We start from the raw sequence: 20723 nt of genomic DNA, 5'->3' as shown, positions 1-20723 counted from the left end.
CGGACTTTCTCCGTGCCGTTTTTTTTGCGACAAGGAGTTGCGCGCAGGCGCCGCTCAGTTCGTCGGCGTCTCGGCGCGGAAGATGCCGCCGCGGTCCGGCGGCAACACGCGCGAGGCTTCCATCACGCAGGAGAAGGTCGAGCCGCGGCCGGGCTCGCTCTCGATCACCAGGCGCCCCTGGTGCAGGTTCAGCACGTGCTTGACGATGGACAGGCCCAGGCCGGTGCCGCCGGACTCGCGCGAGCGGCTGGACGACACGCGGTAGAAGCGCTCGGTGAGTCGCACCAGGTGTTCGGCGGAGATGCCCAGCCCGCTGTCGCGCACGGAGAAGATCGCGCCGCCATCGGCGGTCTGCCGCCAGCCGATCACGATCTCGCCGCCGCTGGGCGTATAGCGCACGGCGTTGCTGGTCAGGTTGGAGAACGCGCTGTGCAGGTGATGGATCGAGCCGCGCAGGCGCACCGCAGTGGTCGCCTCCACGCTGATGCGGTGCCGGCCCTGGCTGAGCGCCACCGCCTCGCGGCGCAGCGTCTCCAGCAGCGGAATCATGGCCACTTCCTCGTCCGGCAGGGCCTCGCGCGTTTCCAGCCGTGACAGGGTCAGCAGATCCTCGACGATCTGCTGCATCCGCTGCGACTGCATGCGCATCTCGCCGAGCACCGGCGCCAGCTCGGGCACGTCCACGGGGTCCAGCAGTTCCAGATAGCCGTGGATCACTGTCAGCGGCGTGCGCAGCTCATGCGAGACGTTGGCCACGAAATCGCGGCGCACCTGCTCCAGCCGGATCAGCGTGCTGATGTCACGCGCCAGCAGCACCTTCAGCTGCTGGCCGAAGGGGATGATCGTCGCGGCCAGGCGCAGCGACGCATCCGCCGGCGCCGGCAGGTCGGCGGCCGGCTGCGTGGCATTCGTGCGCAGCCACGTGCCCAGCTCGCTGCCGTCGAGCCATTGCGCGAGCGGCTGCCCGACGTGTTCGCGCCGCACGCCGAGCAGACGGGTAGCGGCCGCGTTGAACCAGCGCACGCGCCCCTGATCGTCGAACAGCACCACGGCATCGGCCAGTGCGCCCACCGCGTCGCGCACGTCGTGCAACTGCGCGCGCAGGCGCGACTGGCGCAAGGCGCGTGCGGCGCGGAGTTGGCCAGGTGTATCGGGTCGCGTCCGGCGTGCACGGCGTGCGCGCAGCCACCACCCCAGCGCGACGGCTTCACCGCCCAGGGCGACGCCGAGCGCCCACCATGGCGACGCCCACAGCGCGGCGACGATCGCGCCGGTCATCGAGCCGATCACGATGACGAGGAAGCCGGTGTCGAAGGAGGTGCGGATGCTGCGCATGCGCCGGCCGGAGCTGCTCAGGGCCGCACGGGTGCGGGCTGGGCGGAGAAGCGGTAACCGGTGCCGCGCACTGTCTGGATCAGGGCATCCAGGCCCCATGCTTCCAGGGTCTTGCGCAGGCGCCGGATGTGCACGTCGACGGTGCGCTCCTCCACGTAGACGCTGCCGCCCCAGACATGATCGAGCAGTTGCGCGCGGGAATACACGCGCTCGCTGTGGCTCATGAAGAAGTGCAACAGGCGGTATTCGGTGGGGCCCAGGTGCACCGGCTCGTCGCCGGCGAACACCCGGTGCGCCTGGCCGTCCAGACGCAGCCCGCCCAGCTCGATCATGCCGGCGCCGTCCTCGCCCTGGCTGCGGCGCAGCACCGCCTTGATCCGCGCCACCAGCTCGCGGGTGGAAAACGGCTTGACCACGTAGTCGTCCACGCCGGCATCCAGGCCGGCCACGCGGTCGGTCTCCTCGCCGCGGGCGGTCAGCATGATGATCGGCAGGTCGCGGGTCAGCTCCTCGCGGCGCAGGCGCCGGGCCAGGTCCATGCCGCTGATGCCCGGCAGCATCCAGTCGAGCAGGATCAGGTCGGGCACCGCCTCGGCGATGGCCAGCTGCGCTTCACCGGCATCGGCGGCGCAGACCGGCAGCATCTCTGCGCGGCGCAGCGCGAACGCCACCATGTCGCGGATCGGCGCCTCGTCTTCGATGATCAGGATGCGTTTTTGCATGCATATGCCCAGTGGCAGCCGGCGCCATGGAATCACGGCCATGTTACGCGACGATGACAGCGCCGGGCTGCCCGGCCGCGGTCGTGATGATCGTTCCATGACGCCATGGTCCGGCCCGCTCGACGGCGCTGCGCTCGCCTATACTGACATCTTCACGGAAAGGGGAGAGCTTCATGGGTATCGCACAACTGCTGGCGCTGGTCATCCTGGTCGTGGTCGTCATCGGCATCGTCAAGCTGGTGCGCATCGTGCCGCAGGGTTACGAATGGACGGTGGAGACGTTCGGCAAGTACACCGGCACGTTGAGCCCGGGGCTGCATTTCCTGATCCCGATCTACCAGGCGATCGGGCACAAGATGAACATGATGGAGCAGGTGCTGGACGTGCCCTCGCAGGACGTCATCACCAAGGACAACGCGGTGGTGCGTGTCGACGGCGTGGTGTTCTACCAGGTGCTGGATGCGGCCAAGGCGGCCTATGAAGTGGCCAATCTGGAGCAGGCCTCGCTGGCGCTGGTGATGACCAACATCCGCACCGTGCTCGGCTCGATGGACCTGGACGAAAGCCTGAGCAAGCGCGACGAGATCAACGCCCGCCTGCTGCGCGTGGTGGACGAGGCGACCCACCCGTGGGGCGTCAAGGTCAACCGCATCGAGATCAAGGACATCTCGCCGCCGCGCGACCTGATCGACGCGATGGCACGGCAGATGAAGGCCGAGCGCGAGAAGCGCGCCAACATCCTCGACGCCGAGGGCTTCCGCCAGGCGGCGATTCTCAAGGCCGAGGGCGAGAAGCAATCGGCGATCCTCTCTGCCGAGGGTGAGAAGGAGGCCGCGTTCCGCGCCGCCGAGGCGCGTGAGCGCACCGCCGAGGCCGAGGCCAAGGCCACCACGATGGTCTCCGACGCGATCGCCGGCGGCAACATCAATGCGCTGAACTATTTCGTCGCCAACAACTACATCGGCGCGCTGAAGGAAATGGCCAATTCGCCCAACCAGAAGATGCTGCTGCTGCCGATCGAGGCCACCGGCGTGATCGGCGCGATGGCCGGCATCGCCGAACTGGCCAAGGAATCCCTCACCCAGCAGCAGCGCCCGGCGGCCGCGCCGGTGCCGCCGCTGCGCTGAGTGGAGTCCTCGACCATGTGGCAACTTGCCGTGCATTACCTGTGGTGGATCCTGGCGCTGCTGCTGATTGCCGGCGAGCTGCTGCTGCCGGGCTATTTCCTGCTGTGGATCGGCCTGGCCGCGGCGGCGATGGGCGTGCTGCTGTGGGCCGTGCCGACGCTGGGCCTGCTGGCGCAGGCGATCGTGTTCGGCCTGCTCGCATTCGCCTTCTGCGTGGCCTACGCGCGCTGGCTGCGGCCGAAGCTGGAGCGTCGCGTGCCGGGCAGCGAACGCCTCAACCGTCGCGCCGAGCAGATGATCGGCCAGCGTTATGAGCTGATCGAGGCGATCGTCAATGGTCGCGGCAAGGCCCGCGTGGGCGACGGCCAGTGGCTGGTCAACGGGCCGGACCTGCCGTTGGGCGCCATCGTGGAAGTGGTTGCCGTCGATGGTTCCACCCTGCAGGTGCGCGCGGTGGCATGAGCGGCACCATCAGCCAGCAGCAATTCGCCACCACCGCGCTGAACACGCGCATGGCGTTCGTGCTGGAGCTGGCGCGGCGCCTGCACCAGTACGGCACCACCGCGCCGCGACTGGAGATGGCCGTGGCCGGCGTGGCGCAGCGGCTGGGCTTGTCCGCCGACGTGTGGTCCAGCCCTACCGCGGTCATCATTTCCTTCGCCGACCTCGCCCAGGGCGAGGAGCGCGTGGCGACGACCACCCAGGTGGTGCGGCTGCCGCCGGGCGAGGTGAACCTGGAACGGCTGTGCCAGGCCGACGACATCGCCGACCGCGCGATCGCCGGCGAGCTGGGCCTGCGCGAAGGCTTTCGCCTGCTGCGCGAGCTGGGTCGGCCGGACAGCCGACGCGAGAAAATCGGCCTGATCGCCAGCTACGGCTTGTCCGCGGCTTCGATTGCGGCGCTGTTCCTGCACAGCTCGTGGGTGGACCTGGTGGTCGCGGCGGTGATCGGCACGATCATCGGCTGCATCACCCTGGCGGCTGCCGTGCGGCCGCAGCTGGCGGCGGCCAGCGATGCAATCAGTGCGCTGGTGGCGACCATGGTGGCGATCCTGGTCAGCGCCTTCATCGTGCCGCTGGCGATCAAGTCGGTGGTGCTGGCCAGCCTGATCATCCTGATCCCCGGCATGTCGCTGACCACCGCCGTGCGCGAGATCTCCAGCCAGCACCTGGTTTCCGGCATGGCGCGCATGGGCGGCGCGATGGCGACCCTGCTCAAGCTCACTTTCGGGGTCATCGCCGCGACCGAGTTGTGCAGCGCACTCGGCATCACTGCGCGCGATTTCGCCTTGCCGCCGCTGCCATCATGGACCGATTACCCGGTGCTGCTGGTCGCCGCGATCGCCTTCGCGATCCTGTTCCGCGCCGCCCGGCGCGACTGGCCGGCAGTGATCGCGGCGGTGGTGGTGGGTTATCTGGCCACGCGCTGGGGTGGCGAGATCTCCACCTCGTTGCCGGGCGCGCCGGTAGGCGTGTTCCTGGGCGGCTTGCTGCTGGGCGCGCTGGCCAACGTCTACGCGCGCTATGCGCATCGGCCCGGCGCGGTAATCCGCGAACCGGGCATCCTGTTGCTGGTGCCGGGCAGCGTGGGCTTCCGCAGCATGTCGTTCCTGCTCGAACGCGACACCTCGCTCGGCCTGGACGCCGGCTTGCTGCTGGTCACCCTGCTGGTGTCGCTGGTGGCGGGGCTGATGTTCGGCGACTTGCTGATTTCGCCGCGGCGCTCTCTGTAAAACAAAAGCGACCGGGCTAGCCGGACTTCACGCCACCCGGTTCATCACGGGAGACGAACCCGCGCGGCACCTTCGCCTCCTCCCCTTTGAAGCAGGGGAGGATTGAGGAGGGTGCTCCTGGCCCCGGCAAGATCAAGAGCCGCGCCTTCCTGACCTACCTTTGCGTTGCGTCCGCATGAGCCTTGCGCGGCGAATGGACGTCGCATAGTTCAAGCCAAAAAAAAGCGCCGGCGCGAGGCCGGCGCTGTTTCCATGGCGTGGGGACGGCGATCAGATCGTCAGGTCCTTTTCCTTCTTGCCCGCCTTCAGCGCGTCGTTGAACCAGTGCGGACGCTTGCCGCGGCCGGACCAGGTCTGCGCCGGGTTGGCCGGGTTGCGATACTTCGGGGCAACCTTGGCGCCGGCGCGCTTGCTCTTGCGGGCACCGCCGAAAATGTCCTCGAACGAATAACCCTCGGCCTTGATCAGCGCGTGGACCTTCTCGCGCAGCTTGACGACCTTCTCCTTGCGCAATTCGTCCTGACGGATTTGTGCCTTGCTGATGAGATCGTTGAGCTGATTGTGGTTGAGATTCTTGATATCGACGGCCATGGACGGACTCCGGTGAGGGTGACGAATCATGCCCCATTATCGAGGCAATGCGGGCATGGTGAATGCCGGCCAGTGGGGATTCTCCATGATCGGACAAACATTTGTAAAGCGCCAAACTCCCCGACGCGCGTCACAGTTCATATTCGAAACGATTATGAAACAGGGTTGCAAGGGCAAATGTACCGATATTCGAAACCCGCCGGTTTCATTAATCAGGCCAGCAGTGCGAACAACTCATCCTGGCTCAACGTGCGGCTCTCGCTGTCCTCGCGGCCGCGATATTCCAGCGTGCCGGCGGCCAGCCCGCGTTCGCTCACCACCACGCGATGGGGGATGCCGATCAACTCCATGTCGGCGAACATGTTGCCGGGACGCAGGCCGCGATCGTCCAGCACGGTTTCGATGCCGCGCTGGACGAGTGCCTGGTACAGCGCCTCGGCGGCCTCGTTGACCGCGGCGGAGGCGTTCTTCGGGTTGATCACGCACACCGCCACCCGCCACGGCGCCATCGCCTCGGGCCAGATGATGCCCGCGTCGTCATGGCGCTGCTCGATGGCGGCGGCGACGATGCGGCTGATCCCGATGCCGTAGCAACCCATGGCCATCACCTGGGCCTTGCCGCCTTCGTCGATCACGGTGGCGCGCAGGGCGTCGGCATACTTCGTCCCCAGCTGGAACACGTGGCCCACTTCGATGCCGCGGGCCAGGTGCAGTTCGCCGTGGCCGTCGGGCGAGGCATCGCCCTCGACCACGTTGCGCAGGTCGGCGATGCGGCTGATGCGCGCGTCGCGCTCCCAGTTGGCGCCGGTGCAGTGCACGCCGTCGGCATTGCCGCCGCAGACGAAGTCGGCCAGTACGGCGGCGTCGCGATCGACGATCACGGGGATGGAATCGGGCAGGCCGACCGGGCCGATGAACCCGGGGCGCGTGCCGCAGGCGGCGCGGATTTCCTCTTCGCCGGCGAGCACCATCTCGCCCGGCAGCTCGGCCAGCTTGCCGGCCTTGACCTCGTTGAGTTCGTGGTCGCCGCGCAGGCACAGCGCGACCAGCCCTTCGACGCCGCGCACCAGCAGGGTCTTCACGCATTGCCGCGGTTCCACTTTCAGGAAGGCGGCGACGTCGGCGATGGTTTTCTGGGTCGGCGTGTCCGCGCGCTGCAGGCCGGCGGCGGGCGCAGGGCGTTCGACGGACGGGGGCAGCGCTTCGGCTTTCTCGAGGTTGGCGGCATAGTCGGAGCCGTCGGAAAACGCGATCGCGTCCTCGCCCGAATCGGCCAGCACCTGGAATTCATGGCTGGCATTGCCGCCGATGGCGCCGGTGTCGGCCTGCACCGCGCGGAAGCTCAGGCCGAGGCGGGTGAAAATGCGCACATAGGCCTGGTACATCGCGGCGTAGGTTTCCGCCAGCGACTCCTGCCCGAGATGGAATGAATAGGCATCCTTCATAAGGAATTCGCGCGCGCGCATCACGCCGAAACGCGGGCGGATCTCGTCGCGGAACTTGGTCTGGATCTGGTAGAAATTGACCGGCAGCTGCTTGTAGCTTTTCAGCTCGTTGCGGGCGTAATCGGTAATCACTTCCTCGGCGGTCGGCGCATAGCAGAATTCCTGCTCCTTGCGGTCGCGGATCTTCAGCAGCTGCGGGCCGAATTTCGCCCAGCGACCGGTTTCCTCCCAGAGTTCACGCGGCTGGATGGTCGGCATCAGCAATTCGATCGCGCCGGCGCGATCCATTTCCTCGCGCACGATGCGCTCGACCTTGCGCAACACGCGCAGGCCCAGCGGACTCCAGGTGTACAGGCCGGAAGCCAGCCGGCGGATCATGCCGGCGCGCAGCATCAGGCGATGGCTGGCGATCTCGGCGTCGGCAGGGACTTCCTTGACGGTGGCCAGGTGGAATTGGCTGAGGCGCATGCGGGCGATTCCGGCGTGTAAAGCGCCCATTGTAGCGGCGCCACCGCCGCCGGAGTGCGGCCCGGGGGCTTACTTGCCCTGGCAGTACTGGTCGTACTGGGCCTGGGCGGTGGCGATCTGTTGCTGGCGTTGCGAGGCGTCCAGTGCGTTGGGCTTGCCATCCTTCTCCATCACCACTGGACCGCTGCCCTGCAGGGTCGCCAGGTTGGACTGCAGCGAGGCGCACAGCGATTTGCGGTTCTCCGGGGTGTCGGCCATGGTCTTCGGCGCGACGGCGGGCTCGTTGCTGCCGCCCGCGACGTCCTCCGGATTGCTTCGTTCGGCCGGCTTGACCAGCGGCTCCACCGTGCCGGTCGTGGTGACCTTGCTGTACTTGACCCCCTGCGTCGGCGGCGCCTCGGAGTAGTGCACGGTGCCGCTGGCGTCGGTCCACTTGTAGACCTGCGCGGCACACAACGGGGCAAACAGCAGCAGTGCCACGACAATCAGCGAACGGCGCATGGGGGTCTCCGGACAGGGGAAAATCAGTCGTTCCTTGTTATCACTCCGGCGCCCCGGACTCAAGCAGGCAATGGTTTACACTGCGCCTACTCCGTCACGATCCTGCTTCATGAGTCCACCCATGCCCGTTCAACCGCCCCGGCACCGCGGCATTTACCTGTTGCCGAACCTGTTCACCACGGCGGCGATGTTCGCCGGGTTCTACGCGATCATTTCCAGCATCGGCGGCCATTACGTCGAGGCGGCCATCGCGGTGTTCCTGGCGGCGGTGCTCGACGGCATGGATGGGCGCGTGGCGCGCATGACCGGCACGCAGACCGAGTTCGGCGTGCAGTACGACTCCTTGTCGGACCTGGTCAGCTTCGGCCTCGCGCCGGCGCTGGTGATGTACACGTGGTCGCTGTCGGCGCTGCGCGACGTGGGGCCGCTGTGGGGCAAGCTGGGCTGGGCGTGCGCGTTCATCTATGCCGCCTGCGCCGCGCTGCGGCTGGCGCGCTTCAATACCCAGGCAGGGGTGGCCGACAAGCGCTATTTCCAGGGCCTGGCCAGTCCGGCCGCGGCGGCGGTGAACATGTCGTTCGTGTGGACCATGGAGAAGGCCGGCTGGAGCGGCGCCGAGCTGGCCTTCGCCAGCGCGGCGATCGTGGTGGTCACCGGCCTGCTGATGGTCAGCCGCTTCCGCTATTTCAGTTTCAAGTCGCTGCCGATGGGCGAGCGCGGCAACGTGCCGTTCGCCTGGATGGTGGTGGCGGTGCTGCTGCTTGCCTTGCTGTATCTGGCGCCGGCGCGGGTGCTGCTGGCGGGTTTCACCGTGTACCTGTTGTCCGGGCCGGTGTGGACCATCGCGGCGCGGATCGCGCATCGGCGCCGTGCACGGCACTCCGCCAGATGAACGCGCCCATGCCTGCCGCCCACCGCGCCCGCGTCCTGCACGCGCTGGGGCTGACGCCGTGGGTTCGCCGCGTGGCGAAAGTTGTGCCGGCCATGGCCGAGCCGGAGCTGGGCGACGCCGACGTGGCCTGCGTGGTGATCCTGCCGGCGTCGTGCAACGCCCGCGAGCTCGACCTGCTGGGCCGCGCGCTGCATGCCGGCGGTGCGGCGCTGGCGCGCGCGGCGCGCATCAGCGTGCAAGGTGGCCAACTGGCGTCATCGGTGCCGGCGGCGCGCGCCTACCTGGTGTTCGGCGATGCGCAGGCGCATGCACTCGGCCGCGCCTTGCCGGCGGCAGTGATGAGCCAGGCGCTGATTGTGCTTGCCGATGAGCCGAAGCTGGTGCTGGCCGACGCGACGGCCAAGCGTCGGCTGTGGAACGCGCTGCGCAGCGTGCGCCGTGCCCTGGCCAGCGCGGGAGCCTGAACGATGGTCGCCGTGCCGAAGGCGGCGATCCAGGTGCGCGGCATGTACCTGGATGATCTGGCCGCAGTCAGCGCGCTGGAGAACGCCTCGTACGAATTCCCGTGGTCGCCCGGCATCTTCGGCGATTGCGTGCGGGCAGGGCATTCGTGCTGGGTTCTGTGCGTGGATGGCAGCGTGGCCGGCTACGGCATTCTCTCGACCGGCGCCGGCGAGGCGCACTTGCTCAATTTGTGCATCGGCCCGGAGCATCGCGGCCGCGGTCTCGGCCGGCATCTGCTGATGCGCCTGCTCGACGTGGCGCGCTGGAACCGGGCCGAGCGACTCTTCCTCGAAGTGCGCCCGTCCAACCCGGGCGCGAAAGCCTTGTACGAGTCGGTGGGCTTCCACGAAATCGGAAGGCGCCCGCGCTATTACCCGGCACGCGACGGACGCGAGGACGCGATCGTGATGGCGCTCGATATGGCCGCAGGCCATATCGAGAAATAGGCAAGAACCCGATCGCCAAAAAGCCCGAGGCGGCGTGCGGCGGTGCCCGCGCTACAGCTTGCCGGCCTGCTCGCGCAGCGCGCCCAGCGTGGTGTTCCAGTCGGCGATGCGCTGGCGCTCTTGTGCCACGACCTCGGCCGGCGCATTGGCGACGAAGTTCGCGTTGCCGAGCTTGCCTTCGCATTTCCTGATCTCGACCTCGATGCGGCCGATTTCCTTGGCCAGGCGCGCTTTCTCGGCGGCCACGTCGATCAGCCCGGCCAGCGGGATCAGCACGCGCAACGTGCCGACCACGGCGGCCGCGGCGGCGGGTTCGTCGGCGCCAGCAGCGATCCACTGCGGAGTCTCGACGCGGGCGAGGAAGGCGATTTGTGCGGCAAACTTTGCCACCCGCGCACGATCGCCGGAGTCGCCGTCTGCGAGCAACAGCGGGATCGTCTTGCCGGGCGGGATATTCATCTCCGAACGGATCCGGCGGATGCCGGAGAGCACGTTCTTGAACCATTCGATCTCGGTCGTGGCCGCATCGTCGGCGGTGATGTCTTCGGCGCGTGGCCAGGGTCGTTGCAGCAGGCTGCTTTCGCTGAGGCCGAGCACCGGCGCCACTGACGCCCATATTTCCTCGGTGATGAACGGGATCACCGGATGCAGCGCACGCAGCACGCTTTCCAGCACCACCAGCAAGGTGTGGCGGGTGGACGCGGCAGCCGCCGCGTCGTCGCCGTTGAGCGCCGGCTTGGCCAGTTCCAGGAACCAGTCGCAGTACTCGTTCCAGACGAACTCGTACAGCGCTTGCGCCAGATGATCGAAACGATAGCTGACAAAGTGCCGCTCGACCTCGTCCAGCGTCTGCTTGAGCCGCGTCAGAATCCACCGCTCCGCCTCGGTCACCGGCTTTTGATCTCTCCGATTCCCGATTCCCGATTCCCCGTTCCCCGCGTTCAAAAGAACAAACCGCGCCGCATTCCACAGCTTGTTGCAGAACGCCTTGTAGCCCTCGGCCCGCTTGATGTCGAAGTTGATCGTGCGGCTGTAGCTGGCCAGCGCGGCGAAGGTGAAACGCAGCGCATCGGTGCCGATCGCCGGGATGCCGTCGGGGTAGTCCTTGCGGATGCGCTTCTCGACCTTGGCGCGCACCTGCGGAATCAGCAGTGACTTGGTGGATTTCTCCACCAGCGGTTCCAGCGCGATGCCGTCGATCAGGTCCAGCGGGTCCAGCGTGTTGCCCTTGGACTTGGACATCTTCTGGCCTTCCGCATCGCGCACGATGGCGTTGATGTAGACCTCGCGGAACGGTATCTGGCCGGTGAAGTACTTCGTGGTCATCACCATCCGGGCGACCCAGAAGAAGATGATGTCGAAGCCGGTGACCAGCACCGCGCTGGGCAGGAAGATCTTGTCCTGCGCCCAGTTCGCCACGACCTCGCCGCGCTCGTTCTTCACCGGGCCATCGGCCGGCCAGCCCAGCGTGGAGAACGGCCACAGCGCGGAGGAAAACCAGGTGTCCAGCACGTCGTCGTCCTGACGCAGGGCGCCGACCGGCACGGTCGCGGCATGTGCGCGTGCGTCGGCCTCGTCCTCGCCCACGAAGATGTTGCCGGCCTCGTCGTACCACGCCGGGATGCGATGGCCCCACCACAGCTGGCGGCTGATGCACCAGTCCTGGATGTTGTCCAGCCATTGTGTATACGTGTTCGCCCAGTTTTCCGGCACGAACCTGATATCGCCCGAACGCACGGCATCGAGCGCCGGCTCGGTGATCGCCTTGCGGCCGCCCGGGCGGCCATCCGCCTGGACGTCCGAAGTGAGGTCGACGAACCACTGGTCGGTCAGCATCGGCTCGATCACCGCGTCGGAACGCTGGCTCACCGGTACCTGCAGCTTGTGCGCCTTCGTTTCGACCAGCAGGCCGGCGGCTTCGAGATCGGCCAGCACGGCCTTGCGCGCGTCGTAGCGATCGAGTCCGCGATACTTCTCCGGCGCGTTGTCGCTGACCTTCGCGTCCAGCGTGAAGATGGTGATCGGCGGCAGCTTGTGCCGCTGGCCGATGGCGTAGTCGTTGAAGTCATGCGCCGGAGTGATTTTCACGCAGCCGGTGCCGAAATCCTTGTCGACGTAGTCGTCGGCGATTACCGGAATCTGCCGGCCGGTGAGCGGCAAATGCAGCGTCTGGCCGATCAGGTGCGCATAACGCTCGTCCTCCGGATGCACGGCCACGGCGACGTCGCCCAGCATGGTCTCCGGACGCGTGGTGGCGACCACCAGCGACGCGGCGCCGTCGGTGGTCATGTAGCGGATCGACCACATGTGGCCGTCGCGCTCGACGTTGTTCACTTCGAGATCCGACACCGCCGTGCCCAGCACCGGGTCCCAGTTCACCAGCCGGTTGCCGCGATAGATCAGGCCCGCGCGATACCAGTCGATGAACACCTTGCGCACCGCGGCCGACAGGCCTTCGTCCATGGTGAAGCGTTCGCGCGACCAGTCGGCCGCGGCGCCGATGCGGCGCATCTGGTGGGTGATGGTGGAGCCGGACTCCTCCTTCCACTGCCAGACCCGCTGGATGAACGCATCGCGGCCCAGGTCATGCCGGGTCTTTTCCTCGACGGCGAGCTGGTTCTCCACGATCTTCTGGGTCGCGATGCCGGCGTGATCGGTGCCGACCTGCCACAGCGTGTTCATGCCGCGCATGCGCTGGTAGCGCACCAGCATGTCCATCACCGTCTGCTGGAACGCATGCCCCATGTGCAGCGTGCCGGTGACGTTCGGCGGCGGCAGCAGGATGCAGTACGGCTCGCCCTGGCCGCTCGGCTTGAACGCGCCGCTGGCTTCCCAGCGCTCGTACCACTTCGACTCGATCCGGGCCGGCTCGAAACTCTTTTCCATCGGGAAACGCTCGCTGGCGCGCAGGGGCGCGCTTTTGTTGTGGGGTAAAGCCGTGATTGTACGGTGCCGGCAGGGGCCGGCCAAAGATGGTGGGGCCGCCTTGGGGCGTGATGTGTCGTGTGGCCGTTGCCCGCATGGACGAACAAGAGCCGGCGGGCAGTGCCCGCCCTACAGCCGAGGGGAACCCTTCGCGGACGACGGGCAGCGTAGGGCGGGCACTGCCCGCCGCCCTTGTCTCAGCCGCCCACGGCCAGCCCGGCGCCAAGATCCAGCAGCGGCGCGGCGATCAGCATGCGGGCGAGAAACAGCACGATGATCACCGCCATCGGCGCGAAGTCGATCTGGCCGAACACCAGCTTGTCGTCCAGCGGACGCAGCAGCGGGGCGACGATCTTCTCCACCAGTCGCAGCATCGGCTGGCGGCGATCGACGGAAAACATGCTCAGCAGCGACCAGCCGAAGATGAGCACGATGTAGAACAGCAGCACGAAGTCGAACAGCTCGGCAAGCGACAGCACCAGCAGACCGGCAAGGTTGGGCATCGCCCCGACCAGCGCGAACAGCAGCAGGCGCTTGAGCAGCATCGCCAGCCACGCCAGCAGCAGGCCGGCAAGGTTGATCCTGCCCCAGTTCGGCACCACGCGGCGGATCGGCGCCAGCACCGGGTTGGTGGTGCGGTAGATGAACTGGCTCAGCGGGTTGTTGAAATCGGCGCGGCAGGCTTCGGCAGTCACCCGCAGCAGGAACAGGATCACCACGGCGTCGAACGCCAGGCCGATCAGCATCGAGAGTGCGTTGAACAGATAGCTCACGGCTGCGCGTCCAGTTCGGCGGCGAGCTCGGCGCCGCGGCGGGTGGCCGCGGCCACGGCTCTGGCCACGATGCGCGGCAGTCCGTCCGCGCCGAAGCTCTCCAGCGCGGCCTGGGTGGTGCCGTGCGGCGAGGTGACGCGCTGGCGCAGCACGGCCGGGTCGTCGCCGCTCTCGGTGAGCATGCGGCCGGCGCCGAAACAGGTCTGCGCGGCCAGTGCGCGCGCGGTGTCGCGCGGCAGGCCCTGGGCCACGGCGGCTTCTTCCAGCGCTTCCACCAGGGCGAAAAAATAAGCCGGCGCCGAACCGGAGATCGCGGTGACGGTGTCCATCAGGGCTTCGTCGTCGATCCAGCGGGTGAGTCCGGCAGCGTCCAGAATGTGCTGCGCCTGCGCCTTCTGCGCGGGGCTGACGCGCGCGTTGGCGCACAGACCCGTGGCGCCGGCGCCGATCAGCGCAGGCGTGTTCGGCATGCAGCGCACGATCGGCAGGCTCGCGCCGAACCAGCGTTCGAGCTGGTCCAGCCGCACGCCGGCGGCGATCGAGATCAGCAACGGGCGCTGGCGCTGCAGGATGTCCTGCAACTCGCCATGGACGGAGGGCAGCACCTGCGGCTTGACCGCCAGCACGATCACCTCGGCCTCGGCCGCCGCCAGCCGGTTCTCCGCGTAGCAGGCGATGCCGAAATCGCGGCCCAGCTCCTGGCGCCCCTCGGCGCGGGGCTCGGCGACGCTGATCGTGGCGGAGGCGACGCCCGTCTTCAGCAGGCCGCCGATCAGGCTGCGCGCCATGTTGCCGCCGCCGATGAAGGCTAATCGTGTCATGCAGGACTCCTTGATCGTTGCAGCCGCCTACCTTACCGGAAGCCGGCGCGCCGGCGCGCGGACGACGCGCCGCCGCCGCCGCGACGAGGCCGACGGCGGGGCAACCTCGCGTTTTTCGACGGGATGCGCAAATCCCCGTTGCGGTTGCGGCATGATAGGCGGGAAAGGCTGGCCGCACAGCCGCTTGCGCGAGTAGTATCGACGCGGCTACAGGGGGATTCGGGTTGCCGGTCCGCAGGGTTCCAGGGGCAGCGGTTGCGTGCCCGGGCGGCGGCTGGCGGCGACGGTCCGGACCCCTGTGCATCCGCATTCATGCCACCAGACGATCGGTTGAGGGGAAACGACTTCATGGACATTGCCGAACTGCTTGCCTTCTCGGTAAAGAACAAGGCCTCGGATTTGCACCTGTCCGCCGGCCTGCCGCCGATGATCCGCGTCGACGGCGACGTCCGCCGGATCAACATCCCCGCGCTCGAGCACAAGCAGGTGCACTCGCTGATCTACGACATCATGTCGGACAAGCAGCGGCGCGACTACGAGGAGTTCTTCGAGACCGATTTCTCGTTCGAGATCCCCGGCCTGGCGCGCTTCCGCGTCAACGCGTTCACCCAGAACCGCGGCGCCGGCGCAGTGTTCCGCACGATTCCGTCCGAGGTGCTGACGCTGGAAGACCTGGGCGCGCCGCGCGTGTTCAAGGAGCTGATCGAGCAGCCGCAAGGCCTGATCCTGGTGACCGGCCCGACCGGCTCGGGCAAGTCGACCACGCTGGCGGCGATGGTCGACCACATCAACAAGAACGAATACGGGCACATGCTCACGATCGAGGACCCGATCGAGTTCGTGCACACCTCGCAGAAGTGCCTGGTCAACCAGCGCGAGGTGCATCGCGACACGCATGGTTTCAACGAGGCGCTGCGCTCGGCGCTGCGCGAGGACCCGGACTACATCCTGGTCGGCGAGCTGCGCGACCTGGAAACCATCCGCCTGGCGCTGACCGCCGCGGAAACCGGCCATCTGGTGTTCGCCACCGTGCATACAAGTTCGGCGGCCAAGACCATCGACCGCATCATCGACGTGTTCCCCGCCGGCGAGAAGCCGATGGTGCGCTCGATGCTGTCCGAAAGCCTGCGCGCGGTGATTTCGCAGTCGCTGCTGAAGAAGGTCGGCGGCGGCCGCATCGCGGCGCACGAGATCATGGTCGGCATCCCGGCCATCCGCAACCTGATCCGCGAGGACAAGGTGGCGCAGATGTACTCGTCGATCCAGACCGGCCAGCAGTTCGGCATGCAGACCCTGGACCAGTGCCTGCTGGACCTGGTCAAGCGTGGCGTCGTGACGCGCCAGCAGGCGCAGGGCTACGCCAAGAACAAGGACAGTTTCAAGTGAGGCCGGGAATCGGGAATCGGGAATGGTTGAGAAGCGCACAGCGGCACCGGCTCTCGGCTTGAACGTCTCGGCTTCCCGCGGCGGATTTGCAGCGTGCCTCAAACCCCTATTCCCTATTCCCCATTCCCTATTCCCGGACCCAAAGCCATGAGCGACTTCGATTTCACCTCGTTCCTGAAACTGATGGTGCACAAGAAGGCATCGGATCTTTTCATCACGGCCGGCGTGGCGCCGTCGATGAAGGTACAGGGGCGCATCGTGCCGATCACGCAGAGCCCGCTCAGCGTGCAGCAGGCGCGCGACATGGTGCTCAACGTGATGACGCCGGGCCAGCGCGAGGAGTTCGAGAAGACCCACGAGTGCCAGTTCGCGATTTCCGCGCAGGGCGTGGGCCGTTTCCGCGTGTCGTGCTTCTACCAGCGCAACTGCGTGGGCATGGTGTTGCGCCGGATCGAGTCGAAGATCCCCACCACCGAGGAGCTGAACCTGCCGCCGGTGATCAAGCAGCTGGCGATGACCAAGCGCGGCATCATCATCTTCGTCGGCGCCACCGGTTCGGGCAAATCGACCTCGCTGGCGGCGATGGTCGGCTACCGCAACCTCAACTCGACAGGGCACATCATCACGATCGAGGACCCGATCGAGTACGTGCACAAGCACGAGGGCTGCATCATCACCCAGCGCGAGGTCGGCATCGACACCGACAGCTGGGACGCTGCCCTGAAAAACACCCTGCGCCAGGCACCCGACGTGATCATGATCGGCGAAATCCGCACCCGCGAGGGCATGGACCACGCCATCGCGTTCGCCGAGACCGGCCACCTGGTGCTGTGCACGCTGCATGCGAACAACGCCAACCAGGCGATGGACCGCATCCTGCATTTCTTCCCGGAGGATCGCCGCCAGCAGTTGCTGATGGACCTGTCGCTGAACCTCAAGGGCATCGTGGCGCAGATGCTGATTCCGACGCCGGACGGCAAGGCGCGTCGGGTCGCGGTGGAAGTGCTGCTGGGCACGCCGCTGGCGCAGGACTACATCCGCCAGGGCGAGATCCACAAGCTGAAGGAGCTGATGAAGGAGTCGACCCTGCTCGGCATGAAGACCTTCGACCAGGCGCTGGTCGAGCTCTACCACGCCGGCGAGATCAGCTACGAGGATGCGCTGCGCTACGCGGACAGCTCCAACGAGGTGCGCCTGCGTATCAAGCTGGCCCAGGGTGGCGACGCGCACACCTTGTCGCAGGGGCTGGACGGCGTCGAACTGGAAGAAGACCCCAACGACAAGAGCTTCGGCGGCAGCAACCTGCTCAACCGCTGAGCAGATCCTGCGGCAAGGAAAAAGGAGCCTCGCGGCTCCTTTTTCCGTTCACGGGTTGTCGCGATCGATCAGTGGCTGCTCATGCTGGACGAGGGCCGGTCGTGGTGTTTCGTGGCGGCGGGGGTGATCGCCAGCGCGGAGGCGTCGACGCTCTTCACTCCCTTGACGCCCTGCGCCACGCGCACCGCGTTCATCTTCTCGCTGGCGCTGCCGACGTTGCCGGTCAGGGTTACCACGCCATCGTTGGTGGTCACGTTGATGTCGGTGGCGCTCACGCCCTTGGTGGTGCCGAATTCGGTCTTCACCTTGGTGGTGATCCATGCGTCGGCGGCCTTGTCCGGCACCGTCTGGTTGTCCGATGCCTGCGCGGCGGCCTCGCTGCTCTGCGCTGCCACGGCTTGGCTGAGTGGCACGGCGGCGAAGGCGAGCGTCAGGGCGGCGGCGATCATGCTGCGGCGAATCACGGGATGGTTGTGCATGGCAATCTCCTTGGAGAAGGGGTTGTCGGTGGTGACAACGGGGTCGCCGGGTTTGCGATCCTTGTGGCCATGACAGCAGCGGCGGAGTGAACGCCATGTGCGCAGGCGCCGCCGCGATTCAGGTGCCGCCACGGTTTGCGAAGGCGAGGTCACGAGCATGTTGGCGGTACGTTGCGTGCGCAAAAAAAGGCCGGGGTGCGCGCGGCGCCCCGGCCTGGAGTGGAACGACCTGCCCTGGCGTCGCTTATGTCACTTCAGCGTCGTCTGGCTGGTGATCACCATGCCGCCGGCCTCGACATGCATCTCGGCGTGGATGTCTTCCACGCGCTGCGCCTGCTGCTTCATCGCCTCGAACTGCGCCTTGGAACGCGCCGCCGCCTCTGCCGCCTGGGCGGCGCTGTCGTCGGGCTTGTCCGCCGATGCATCACCGCTGTTGTTCATCGCGCTGGCCGCGGCGGTGAGCGCGTCGACCTTGTCCTGCATCAGCTGCACCCAGGACAGGTACATCGCTCCGCTCAGGTGCATCCGCGCCATCTGGCCCGCGTTGCCGCCGGCTTCCTTCAGGGTGTCGGCCAGCTTGGCGTCCTCGCCGGCGCCCACGCCCAGCGCCAGCGCCTTGTCGCTCATCGCCACCCAGCCGGGCTGGCCGAGCATGCCGGCCATCTGCTGCGGCAGCGCCACCGGCTTGCCGTCATTGGTCAGCTTCAGCTGCGCCAGCGCGGGCACCATCATCTGGCCCATCGCCAGCAGGCCGGTCGGGTTGCTGGTGGCCAGCACCAGCCGGCCGCTGAAGGTGGGCAGGCTGGAGGTGGGGTTGTCAGTGAGCGTATCCAGCGCCAGGCGCACGCCCAGCAGGTCGCCGAACGGCGGGATCGCGGCTTTCTGCGTGGCCGGGCCGAGCTTGGCGAAGCCCTCGTTGAGATCGCTCAGCGCCGGGCAGGTGAACGGCTTGGCCGCCACTGCATCGGCCTGGGCCATCCAGAACGTGCGCAGGTTCGCGATCGGCAGCGCCAGGCTCACGTCGAATGGCGCGGTACCGGCCTGACCCAGCCCGGGCAGTTCGACCTTGAGCCCGGAGAACGCCTTGCTGATGTCCTCGGCCAGCGCGATGTCGAGGCGGCCGTCCTGATGACCGGCGTCGAGCCGGGTGTAGCCGAAGCTGATCGTCGGCACCCGTGCGGCGATGCGAGCGGCATCGGTGCTGCACGACGGCGGGACCTGCAACTGATTGGCCACCGGCTCGCCGGTCTTGGCCGACTCGGCTACCGCGTGCGCCTTGCGCATCGCATTGGCCAGTGCGTCCGTGCCGCCGATTGCCAGCGGCAGCACGCGGGTCAGGTCGAGTTCGCCGACCAGCCACTTCTTGTAACCGTTGGCCTTGGCCAGGTCGGCCAGGCGACCGTCGTCCTGCATGCTCTTCTGCGGCCGATCCAGTCCCAGCGCCTCGCGCAGCATGGTTTTCGGCGCGTCGATCGGCAGCAGCGCTGCCACCGCCTGCTTGTCCACCGTGGCCAGGATCACCTCGGCGCCCGATTCGGTGGACGCGTAGCGGCGGTAGCTCTGCTTGCCTTCGCTGGCCACCTCGAACTTCTTGCCGTAGGCGGTCTCCAGGCGGCCCACGAACGCGTCGAAGGCGGCCGCGTCGGCGAGCTGGAAGCGCAGCACGGGCGCCAGGCCCAGGCCGTAGAGGGCCGAGTAGCCCTTCAGGTCGAGGCCGGCGGACTGGGCGAAGCCCTCCACCGTCTTGCCGTTGAACTCGGCGCGCAGCGCGCGCAGCAGGCGGGCGCCGTCAGGGTCCTTCTCGGCGAGCCGGTCGGCCGCGGCGTCCATCTGTTCCAGTTGCGACGGCAACTGGGCGTCGGCCTGGGCCAGGAGAGCCTTGCGGGTGTCGTCGTCGAGCACGTCCAGGTTGGCCACGACGTACGGCGTATCGGCCGGCACGAACGCCAGCGGTGCATCCTTGTCCTTGTGCGAACAGGCAGCCAGCAGGACGCTGGCCAGTCCCATCGCGAGATAGCGGGTTGTCGCGCGCATGTTGATCCCCGTGGTGAGCAGCAGCGGCCATTATGCCCGCTGGGAGCGTGGGCGGCAGAAACTTCGGAGACGAAAAAAAGCTGCGCGAGGACGGGGTATCGACGGTTCGCCGACCCATGGTGGTTCCATGGCTCAAGAAGCGGCGAAGCGCTTTACAACAGCGAAGCTGGTCGAATGCGGACCGCGCAGCCGCTTTTGCAGCCCGGAAGATCTGCGCCGTCGCTCCCGGGTTGCGTCCGTGGCGGGCGCGGCGCCGGCGCTGCAGCGGGCATTCAGCGCGCAAGCACCTCGTTGAGCACGGCCATGCGCACGAACACCCCGTTGCCGACCTGTTCGAGGATGCGTGACTGCGCGCCGTCGGCCACCTCAGAGGCGATCTCGATGCCCCGGTTGATCGGCCCCGGATGCATGACCAGGCAACCCTTGGCCGCGCGCGCCAGGCGGCGACGGTCCAGCCCGTAGCGGGTGAAGTAGGCGGCCTCGTCGGGCAGTTCGATGCGCGCCATGCGCTCCTTCTGCAGGCGCAGCATCACCACCGCATCGGCGCCTTCGATGGCCTGGTCGAAGTCGGTGAAGCGCTGGCCTTCGACGACTTCGTCGGTGGCCGGCATCAGCTCGGGCGGGGCGCACAGGCGGATCTCCTTCACGCCCAGCGCGGTGAAGGCATTGACGTCCGAGCGGGCCACCCGCGAGTGGCTGATGTCGCCGCAGATCACCACCGTCAGATTCTCGAAATCGGGCCGGTGTTGGCGAATGGTGAGCGCATCCAGCAGGCCCTGGGTGGGATGCGCGTGGTTGCCGTCGCCGGCGTTGATCACCGACACGCCGCTCATTGCATGGCGTACCAGTTCGTCCGGCGTGCCGGACTGCTTGTGGCGCACGATGATCGCGTCCAGGTGCATCGCCTCGAGCGTATGCAGGGTGTCGAACAGCTCCTCGCCCTTGCTGGTGGAGGACAGCCCGATGTCGAAGTTGACCACGTCCGCACCGAGCCGCCGCGCCGCCAGTTCGAACGAGGTGCGGGTGCGCGTGGACGGTTCGAAGAACAGGTTCAGCACGGTGCGCCCGGCCAGCACGTCCAGCTTGCGGGTGCCGTGGGCGCAGGCATCGCGCAGCGCCTCGGCGCGGTCGAGCAGGCGCTCGATGGTCTCGCGCGGCAGGTTTTCCAGGGTGGTCAGGTGGCGCAGGCGAGGGCTCATGGGGGTTCGCGGATTGGGGAGGAAG

Annotated in this window: 19 protein-coding genes; 8 read left to right on the top strand and 11 right to left on the bottom strand. The window is 67.4% G+C overall.

The features are described from left to right. Window positions 1-54 precede the first annotated feature (54 nt). A complete protein-coding gene (gene phoR / locus ACVCMC_RS09095; RefSeq protein ID WP_447099433.1) occupies window positions 55-1335 on the bottom strand; it encodes a phosphate regulon sensor histidine kinase PhoR in 1281 nt (426 codons plus the stop codon). Between the two features lie 17 nt (window positions 1336-1352). Next, the gene (phoB, locus tag ACVCMC_RS09090; RefSeq protein WP_395116970.1) at window positions 1353-2057 is read right to left on the bottom strand and encodes a phosphate regulon transcriptional regulator PhoB; all 705 of its coding nucleotides are present in this window, start codon (window positions 2055-2057) and stop codon (window positions 1353-1355) included. A 173-nt stretch (window positions 2058-2230) separates the two neighbouring features. Here phoB and ACVCMC_RS09085 point away from each other — a divergent pair, with 173 nt between their 5' ends. The 3 genes from ACVCMC_RS09085 to ACVCMC_RS09075 are packed head-to-tail and all read left to right on the top strand — an operon-like array spanning window position 2231 to window position 4917. Further along, window positions 2231-3184, top strand: coding sequence for an SPFH domain-containing protein (locus tag ACVCMC_RS09085; protein ID WP_210772072.1), 954 nt, complete (start codon window positions 2231-2233; stop codon window positions 3182-3184). A gap of 15 nt (window positions 3185-3199) precedes the next feature. Continuing rightward, window positions 3200-3646, top strand: a complete 447-nt coding sequence (locus ACVCMC_RS09080) for an NfeD family protein (protein ID WP_447099432.1) — start codon at window positions 3200-3202, stop codon at window positions 3644-3646. Next, window positions 3643-4917 (top strand): threonine/serine exporter family protein, encoded by a 1275-nt coding sequence (locus ACVCMC_RS09075; protein ID WP_395116974.1) that lies wholly within the window; start codon window positions 3643-3645, stop codon window positions 4915-4917. Before ACVCMC_RS09080 ends, ACVCMC_RS09075 begins: the two co-directional genes overlap by 4 nt. 270 nt (window positions 4918-5187) lie before the next feature. On the opposite strand, the gene ACVCMC_RS09070 is transcribed toward ACVCMC_RS09075, so the two are convergent. From ACVCMC_RS09070 to ACVCMC_RS09060, 3 genes are all read right to left on the bottom strand, one after another. Beyond that, window positions 5188-5508: an H-NS histone family protein gene (locus tag ACVCMC_RS09070; RefSeq protein WP_395116976.1), complete on the bottom strand. Its 321-nt coding sequence runs from the start codon at window positions 5506-5508 to the stop codon at window positions 5188-5190. Between the two features lie 212 nt (window positions 5509-5720). Beyond that, the gene (locus tag ACVCMC_RS09065) at window positions 5721-7421 is read right to left on the bottom strand and encodes a proline--tRNA ligase (protein ID WP_395116978.1); all 1701 of its coding nucleotides are present in this window, start codon (window positions 7419-7421) and stop codon (window positions 5721-5723) included. A 69-nt stretch (window positions 7422-7490) separates the two neighbouring features. Further along, window positions 7491-7922, bottom strand: a complete 432-nt coding sequence (locus ACVCMC_RS09060) for a DUF4124 domain-containing protein (RefSeq protein WP_395116980.1) — start codon at window positions 7920-7922, stop codon at window positions 7491-7493. Window positions 7923-8031: 109 nt separating this feature from the next. Between ACVCMC_RS09060 and ACVCMC_RS09055 the strand changes: the two genes are divergently transcribed. The 3 genes from ACVCMC_RS09055 to rimI are packed head-to-tail and all read left to right on the top strand — an operon-like array spanning window position 8032 to window position 9764. Continuing rightward, window positions 8032-8814 carry a CDP-alcohol phosphatidyltransferase family protein gene (locus ACVCMC_RS09055; protein ID WP_395116982.1) on the top strand — a complete coding sequence of 261 codons (783 nt, stop codon included), beginning with the start codon at window positions 8032-8034 and terminating at the stop codon, window positions 8812-8814. An 8-nt stretch (window positions 8815-8822) separates the two neighbouring features. Next, the gene (locus ACVCMC_RS09050; protein WP_447099431.1) at window positions 8823-9278 is read left to right on the top strand and encodes a hypothetical protein; all 456 of its coding nucleotides are present in this window, start codon (window positions 8823-8825) and stop codon (window positions 9276-9278) included. Between the two features lie 3 nt (window positions 9279-9281). Continuing rightward, entirely contained in the window at window positions 9282-9764 is a 483-nt protein-coding gene (gene rimI, locus ACVCMC_RS09045) for a ribosomal protein S18-alanine N-acetyltransferase (RefSeq protein ID WP_395116986.1), read from the top strand. A gap of 51 nt (window positions 9765-9815) precedes the next feature. On the opposite strand, the gene ACVCMC_RS09040 is transcribed toward rimI, so the two are convergent. The 3 genes from ACVCMC_RS09040 to proC form a co-directional block, all read right to left on the bottom strand. Further along, entirely contained in the window at window positions 9816-12650 is a 2835-nt protein-coding gene (locus ACVCMC_RS09040; RefSeq protein WP_447099430.1) for a valine--tRNA ligase, read from the bottom strand. Between the two features lie 236 nt (window positions 12651-12886). Next, a complete protein-coding gene (locus ACVCMC_RS09035; protein WP_447099429.1) occupies window positions 12887-13462 on the bottom strand; it encodes a YggT family protein in 576 nt (191 codons plus the stop codon). Next, window positions 13459-14283, bottom strand: coding sequence for a pyrroline-5-carboxylate reductase (proC, locus tag ACVCMC_RS09030; RefSeq protein WP_395116991.1), 825 nt, complete (start codon window positions 14281-14283; stop codon window positions 13459-13461). The genes ACVCMC_RS09035 and proC overlap by 4 nt, the downstream gene beginning before the upstream one ends. Window positions 14284-14631: 348 nt before the next feature. Between proC and ACVCMC_RS09025 the strand changes: the two genes are divergently transcribed. Both ACVCMC_RS09025 and ACVCMC_RS09020 read left to right on the top strand, forming a co-directional pair. Next, on the top strand, window positions 14632-15669 hold the full coding sequence (locus tag ACVCMC_RS09025) for a type IV pilus twitching motility protein PilT (protein ID WP_395135988.1): 1038 nt from the start codon (window positions 14632-14634) through the stop codon (window positions 15667-15669). A 147-nt stretch (window positions 15670-15816) separates the two neighbouring features. Beyond that, complete coding sequence (locus ACVCMC_RS09020; protein ID WP_136256917.1) at window positions 15817-16986, top strand: PilT/PilU family type 4a pilus ATPase; 1170 nt, start codon at window positions 15817-15819, stop codon at window positions 16984-16986. 68 nt (window positions 16987-17054) lie between these two features. Here ACVCMC_RS09020 and ACVCMC_RS09015 read toward each other — a convergent pair whose 3' ends face one another. The 3 genes from ACVCMC_RS09015 to ACVCMC_RS09005 form a co-directional block, all read right to left on the bottom strand. Beyond that, window positions 17055-17465: a BON domain-containing protein gene (locus ACVCMC_RS09015; RefSeq protein WP_395116995.1), complete on the bottom strand. Its 411-nt coding sequence runs from the start codon at window positions 17463-17465 to the stop codon at window positions 17055-17057. A gap of 249 nt (window positions 17466-17714) precedes the next feature. Further along, on the bottom strand, window positions 17715-19499 hold the full coding sequence (locus ACVCMC_RS09010; RefSeq protein ID WP_447099428.1) for a hypothetical protein: 1785 nt from the start codon (window positions 19497-19499) through the stop codon (window positions 17715-17717). A gap of 272 nt (window positions 19500-19771) precedes the next feature. Continuing rightward, complete coding sequence (locus tag ACVCMC_RS09005) at window positions 19772-20698, bottom strand: aspartate carbamoyltransferase catalytic subunit (protein WP_447099427.1); 927 nt, start codon at window positions 20696-20698, stop codon at window positions 19772-19774. Window positions 20699-20723 lie beyond the last annotated feature (25 nt).

It is taken from the genome of Rhodanobacter sp. UC4452_H20 (assembly GCF_052978205.1).
The sequence above is the reverse complement of the archived record's forward strand: the minus strand, read 5'-3'. Positions and strand labels throughout refer to the sequence as shown.

What these genes read in the sequence shown, in the direction of transcription:
- ACVCMC_RS09015 (WP_395116995.1), bottom strand. Translation starts at nt 17,465, where the DNA reads ATGCACAACCATCCCGTGATTCGCCGCAGCATGATCGCCGCCGCCCTG.
- ACVCMC_RS09050 (WP_447099431.1), top strand. Translation starts at nt 8,823, where the DNA reads ATGCCTGCCGCCCACCGCGCCCGCGTCCTGCACGCGCTGGGGCTGACG.
- proC (WP_395116991.1), bottom strand. Translation starts at nt 14,283, where the DNA reads ATGACACGATTAGCCTTCATCGGCGGCGGCAACATGGCGCGCAGCCTG.
- ACVCMC_RS09040 (WP_447099430.1), bottom strand. Translation starts at nt 12,650, where the DNA reads ATGGAAAAGAGTTTCGAGCCGGCCCGGATCGAGTCGAAGTGGTACGAG.
- phoR (WP_447099433.1), bottom strand. Translation starts at nt 1,335, where the DNA reads ATGCGCAGCATCCGCACCTCCTTCGACACCGGCTTCCTCGTCATCGTG.
- ACVCMC_RS09070 (WP_395116976.1), bottom strand. Translation starts at nt 5,508, where the DNA reads ATGGCCGTCGATATCAAGAATCTCAACCACAATCAGCTCAACGATCTC.
- ACVCMC_RS09080 (WP_447099432.1), top strand. Translation starts at nt 3,200, where the DNA reads ATGTGGCAACTTGCCGTGCATTACCTGTGGTGGATCCTGGCGCTGCTG.
- ACVCMC_RS09005 (WP_447099427.1), bottom strand. Translation starts at nt 20,698, where the DNA reads ATGAGCCCTCGCCTGCGCCACCTGACCACCCTGGAAAACCTGCCGCGC.
- ACVCMC_RS09025 (WP_395135988.1), top strand. Translation starts at nt 14,632, where the DNA reads ATGGACATTGCCGAACTGCTTGCCTTCTCGGTAAAGAACAAGGCCTCG.
- ACVCMC_RS09060 (WP_395116980.1), bottom strand. Translation starts at nt 7,922, where the DNA reads ATGCGCCGTTCGCTGATTGTCGTGGCACTGCTGCTGTTTGCCCCGTTG.
- ACVCMC_RS09055 (WP_395116982.1), top strand. Translation starts at nt 8,032, where the DNA reads ATGAGTCCACCCATGCCCGTTCAACCGCCCCGGCACCGCGGCATTTAC.
- ACVCMC_RS09075 (WP_395116974.1), top strand. Translation starts at nt 3,643, where the DNA reads ATGAGCGGCACCATCAGCCAGCAGCAATTCGCCACCACCGCGCTGAAC.
- ACVCMC_RS09020 (WP_136256917.1), top strand. Translation starts at nt 15,817, where the DNA reads ATGAGCGACTTCGATTTCACCTCGTTCCTGAAACTGATGGTGCACAAG.
- ACVCMC_RS09010 (WP_447099428.1), bottom strand. Translation starts at nt 19,499, where the DNA reads ATGCGCGCGACAACCCGCTATCTCGCGATGGGACTGGCCAGCGTCCTG.
- ACVCMC_RS09065 (WP_395116978.1), bottom strand. Translation starts at nt 7,421, where the DNA reads ATGCGCCTCAGCCAATTCCACCTGGCCACCGTCAAGGAAGTCCCTGCC.
- rimI (WP_395116986.1), top strand. Translation starts at nt 9,282, where the DNA reads ATGGTCGCCGTGCCGAAGGCGGCGATCCAGGTGCGCGGCATGTACCTG.
- ACVCMC_RS09085 (WP_210772072.1), top strand. Translation starts at nt 2,231, where the DNA reads ATGGGTATCGCACAACTGCTGGCGCTGGTCATCCTGGTCGTGGTCGTC.
- phoB (WP_395116970.1), bottom strand. Translation starts at nt 2,057, where the DNA reads ATGCAAAAACGCATCCTGATCATCGAAGACGAGGCGCCGATCCGCGAC.